This is a genomic window from Runella zeae DSM 19591 (genome assembly GCF_000423565.1).
Classification (GTDB): Bacteria; Bacteroidota; Bacteroidia; order Cytophagales; family Spirosomataceae; genus Runella; species Runella zeae.
In genome coordinates this window covers 1-4740 of the sequence record NZ_AUIF01000094.1, presented here as the reverse complement: position 1 = coordinate 4740, position 4740 = coordinate 1, and the positions used below count along the sequence as shown (strand labels likewise).

Below are 4740 nucleotides of genomic sequence, written 5' to 3'. Positions count from 1 at the left end.
ATTGACCAATATTAAATTCAGACTTTCACTCAAAATATTGTACACTGGCTTCCAGTAAACACCCGTACTCTCCATTGCTCCGTGGGTTACCTCTTTACTCTTTAACCATGATAAAAGCTCGCCTAAATCCTCAGTAAACGTTAAAAATGTTCGAGTTTCCACTCCTATACCATCACCTCGTATCGTTACTACTACCTTCTTCTCGTGGACATCTATGCCACACCCTCGTTTGATAATCAATTCAAAATTGTTAGATTCCATTGTATGAAAATTGTTGGTTTATATTCCAGAAATCAATTTTCATGCCTCTGTGTGTTATAACAATAGCATGGATGTTTCATGGTATTGATTTTGTCTAAAGTATATTTTGCATGACTTACCTTCGCCACATTTATCTTATAAACATACGTAAATGTTGGATTGTTAGTGAGAGACTTTAGACATATTGTTTTTACTTCACTACCTCACTCACCAAAATAATGGGAGCGACATTGGTATAACTGGCAAAATCGGCACGAATAGCGTCGCGGTTCGGAGCGATAGCCGCTTGATAGTCGCTCAGACTTTTTATGTAAAATGTACCAATCGCCATAAAGGGAAGTGGTTGGTTTGGAATACCACTCGCCAGTCCTTTTTCAATGGTATATTTTACCAAATTTGCCCCTAAGTACCCCGCCACCATTGGCATATGCTTGGTTTCGTAATACTCCATGTTGAAGGTTTTACCTTCCGCATAAGGATACATGACCGATACTTTGATTAAACCTTTTTCAACAGCGTCTTTGTTTTGCTTGTCTTGGCTGAACGCTGCAACCGAAGTGAATAAAAGAAAAAATGACAGAAGTAGTTTAAGCTTCATGGTTAAGGGAGATTTAAGTGTTAACTGATTGATTTAAAACAATTTCGCACAAATATCCAAAGAGGTTTTATATTTGCAAAACGCTATTTTTCGATAAAAACAATCGAAAAAACCGATTTAGAAATATGGAACTGAGACAACTCAAATATTTTTTAAAAGCCAAAGAGTTATTGAACTTTACGGAAGCAGCAAGGGCTTTAAATATTAGCCAAAGTACTCTTTCACAGCAAATTAAACAATTAGAAGATGAACTAAACGTGCCCTTGTTTAATCGCATTGGCAAACGAATCACGCTTACCGAAGCGGGGAGCTTGTTTGGAGAATATGCATTACAGAGTATCAATAGAGCCAATGAAGGACTGTTGCTTTTACAAGATTTGAAAAATCTCAACACGGGCAAAATCACCGTCGGGGTGATTTATTCGATGCGTATTCTTTTTGCCAAAACCCTCATACAGTTTGCCAAACAATACCCAAATATCAAAATCCAAGTGGTATTTGGAACTACCAAAGACCTACTCGAAAAACTAAACCTGCACCAATTCGATTTTGTATTGACCTTCCATGAAAAGCCCAACGAGCCTCATCTGAAATACCAAACTCTTTTGAACTCAAACATGGTCTTGGTCACTGCCCGAAAATCACCCTTGGCTTACAAGAGTACTATCGCGCTCACTGAGGTGGCGGCGTTGCCCTTAGCACTTCCTTTCAGCGGCTACAGTACGATTCAGTTTTTTGAGGAATCGTTTAGTCAAAAAAATCTAAATCCGAATATATGTATGGAAATCAACGACATACCTACATTATTTGAAATTGTAAAAACGGGGCATTGGCATACTATTTTGAGCGATGCCAGTGTAAACGACCCCGAAGTAGTAGCGATCCCCATTGAAGGCGAAAATATGAAACGAAAAATAATGATTATCTCCCTTAAAGAAGCCTACGAGAAGCAAGCGGTAAAAAAGCTGTATGAATTGCTGCGGGGGATTTGAGTTTTACAAACAGTGTGCCGCGATGCGGCTTAAATTCATCACTATGGCTTTTCACGCAATGTAAGTAACTAAGCAAAATTAGGATTGTGCTGCGCAATATCCCGAACCTCTTCAAACCCCATTCCGGCTTTAGGCTGGGGACAAGAATTAACAACTAGAGGAAGGGCTTTAGCCCTGAATTTCAACTATGACACTTAAAAAATTCAGGGCTAAAGCCCCTTTGATATTGCCCTATTTTTAGCCCCAGCCTGAAGGCATGGGGTTTGAGGAGATTCAGACTATATTCACAATAAAGTCTTGTTTTATTTTGCTTAGTTACTTATAAATTTTTATATAATTATCTCATTTTAAACATATTACAAATAAAGAACTGCTTTTTGTTTTAATATGTTCAACCTGAAATTACTTCACATAAACTAGTCTTTCTCCTCATAGGATACAAACTCATAAGTAGCCTCGCCACCAGATACCTTAAATCTCAAAAAGCCTCTCGCACCGTGGGTATTACCTCGCCACGATGGTCGTCCGGCTATGGATCCGCCAGTGATGTAGTGGGTTTTCCCTGCTATATTTAAGTCCTCAAACCAGTGAATGTGTCCCTGAAGAACAAACTTGAGGTTATGGTCTTTAAAAAGAGTTAAGACTTCGTTACGGTTAGCAACTGGAGGCTGGGATAAATAGCCGTTTTGAGGAGGATACAGGTCGTGATAAGTTGTAACCAACGGAATATGGGCTACCACCACCACGGGCGTTTGGGGTTTTACGGAGCTGAGATCGCTTTTTATCCATTTTAACTGAGCTTCATCCACTCTACCTATATACTTATAGTTATCTACATCCAGCACGTTTAAGACAATAAAATGCCATCCTTTGTGGTCAAATGAATAGTAGGGATCACCCAAATACCGCTTAAACATTCCGAGTTTATAGTCAGGATGCGATGAGTCCTCGGGACTTTCCTCATATATCCCAAAGAGGTCGTGATTGCCTACGCAGTTGTAAACTGGCACTTTAAATCTACGGGTCTGAGTGAGGTAATAGCTAAAAAGAGAATCTCCTTTTGCTCGATTCCCCCGCATAATGTCAAAAATCTGGTCTCCTCCCGAAAGTACAAAGTCAGGTTTTATTTTCTCTATTCGTTGTACTACTTTATTGAATGCTTTTTCTACGACAGGGTCGGGACGTAGATGCATATCAGTCATAAAAACGAAGGAAAAATTATCGTTTTGAGCCGAAACTGTTTCTATACACAGGCTGAAAACCAAAACAAGTAGAAAGTGCTTTATCATGAAAATACGATTTTTTAAGGTATAACTGACAAAAGCACTGTTCGGGCTATGGCGTTGGGTGAAGTAATTGTAAAGGTGCGTCGCCATTACAGTACCTGGGAGGGACATTTTATATGGAAAACATCAACCTCAAAGATTAAAGCTGGCAAAACCACCAACTTAAGAACAAAAGTTTGAGACATGCTATTCATTGTCTCTAATATACACGACAAACTCTTTAATACTTTTTTCAGACAAATATTTATTTCCATGTAATACAACTTTACCACTCATCTTGTAATGCGACAAATTATTGAAATTTTTATCCCATAAAAGTGCGAAAGGTGAATAGTAGTTATCTACTACTATTAAAAAAAGATTTCCTCCTTCTAAGAAAAAAACATTTGCTAAATCATCTCTAGTATTTTTAAAATACACCTGACCTTCTATTTCCACTAATTGAGGTTTAACAACTAACTCTTCTGCACCTTTATCGGAAAAGATCGTTTTGGTTATTCCTGGCAATAGATCAATAAACTCAGCTTTTGGAAGAAGCTCTACTCTTTCTAATTTTGGCAACCTCCAAGCAACATATTTACCTTGACCCGCAATAGCAATAATATATTGATTATCAGGAGAAAATTTTATTTGTTTTACTGACGTATTTCGCCAAGTATCTTTAAAAATTATTTCTTTATAACCCTTTATAAAAGTAGGATGAGCCCAAAGAGTAGTTTTTTTTCCGTCTATCAGGTTATACAATTTTGTTTTATTATTTATAGAGTCGATTGCGTATATAAAATCGTCGGAAAATAGCGCATTATGACATTCATATCTTTGTACTAATTTACCATTAAAATCATATATAGAAGACTTCTCATCCTCTCCAATATGTGATACTACATGTTGTTTTTCTATGACTATTTTACTACAATACTCTTCGTCAATATGAACATTTTTTTTCAAGTTCCCAACAATATCATAAAACAAAAGAACATTTCGATACAAGACTAAATATTCGTAAGTATCATTTGAGAATTTAAAATCTGTAATAAATGTAATTCTTCGACTTTTTTCATTCTTTTTTTCAACTTTCGGCAGATTTAATACTGTGATAGAATTATCTTTACGAAGAATACAATTATTTACATAAAATTCATCTGTTTGTTCTACAATTCCTCCTAATACAGCATAAAAAGTAACAAACCCTTCAATATTTTCTATCTCTTTTTCGATAAGGGCACTGCCATTTTTTGCAAGTTTTATGATTTTTTGTTGATTTATAATCAATAGAGTTGTTTTCTTGTTGATTACTAACAAGTTATCTTTTTCTTAAAGTCGATTTTGAAGTTCCAAAGGCCTGCGCATAATTCAATACTTTCATCAAATTTTTCCTTAGATTTTCCTCTATACTTGTTAATTAAAATATGATAACGTTTTATTCCTGCAATTGCATTTTCTACAAAAACTCGCTTTTTACTAATAGACTTGTTGTAGTTTTTTTGCTCTAATGTTAAGCTTGGATAAGGATTTTTTTTGCTTTTTTTGGGCTTTTTAAATGGAATCTTTAAAGACAAAAATTTGTATTCTTTCTGAATACCAAGATAACCTAAATCAACAT

The 4740-nt window shown here is 35.9% G+C and carries 6 protein-coding genes; 1 reads left to right on the top strand and 5 read right to left on the bottom strand.

Annotation, left to right across the window (positions count from 1 at the left end; all coding sequences use genetic code 11):
* Together G563_RS0118220 and G563_RS0118215 are read right to left on the bottom strand one after the other, a co-directional pair.
* On the bottom strand, positions 1-261 hold a 261-nt coding region (locus G563_RS0118220), incomplete at its 3' end, for an IS110 family transposase (protein ID WP_028666561.1).
* A gap of 190 nt (positions 262-451) precedes the next feature.
* On the bottom strand, positions 452-859 hold the full coding sequence (locus G563_RS0118215; protein WP_028666560.1) for an EthD family reductase: 408 nt from the start codon (positions 857-859) through the stop codon (positions 452-454).
* Positions 860-984: 125 nt separating this feature from the next.
* Here G563_RS0118215 and G563_RS0118210 point away from each other — a divergent pair, with 125 nt between their 5' ends.
* Positions 985-1851: a LysR family transcriptional regulator gene (locus G563_RS0118210; RefSeq protein ID WP_028666559.1), complete on the top strand. Its 867-nt coding sequence runs from the start codon at positions 985-987 to the stop codon at positions 1849-1851.
* 416 nt (positions 1852-2267) lie between these two features.
* Here G563_RS0118210 and G563_RS0118205 read toward each other — a convergent pair whose 3' ends face one another.
* The 3 genes from G563_RS0118205 to G563_RS35230 form a co-directional block, all read right to left on the bottom strand.
* Positions 2268-3140, bottom strand: coding sequence for a metallophosphoesterase family protein (locus G563_RS0118205; protein ID WP_028666558.1), 873 nt, complete (start codon positions 3138-3140; stop codon positions 2268-2270).
* Positions 3141-3323: 183 nt separating this feature from the next.
* Positions 3324-4439, bottom strand: a complete 1116-nt coding sequence (locus G563_RS0118200; RefSeq protein WP_028666557.1) for a hypothetical protein — start codon at positions 4437-4439, stop codon at positions 3324-3326.
* On the bottom strand, positions 4433-4740 hold a 308-nt coding region (locus G563_RS35230; RefSeq protein ID WP_037326431.1), incomplete at its 5' end, for a transposase family protein. The genes G563_RS0118200 and G563_RS35230, both read right to left, overlap by 7 nt.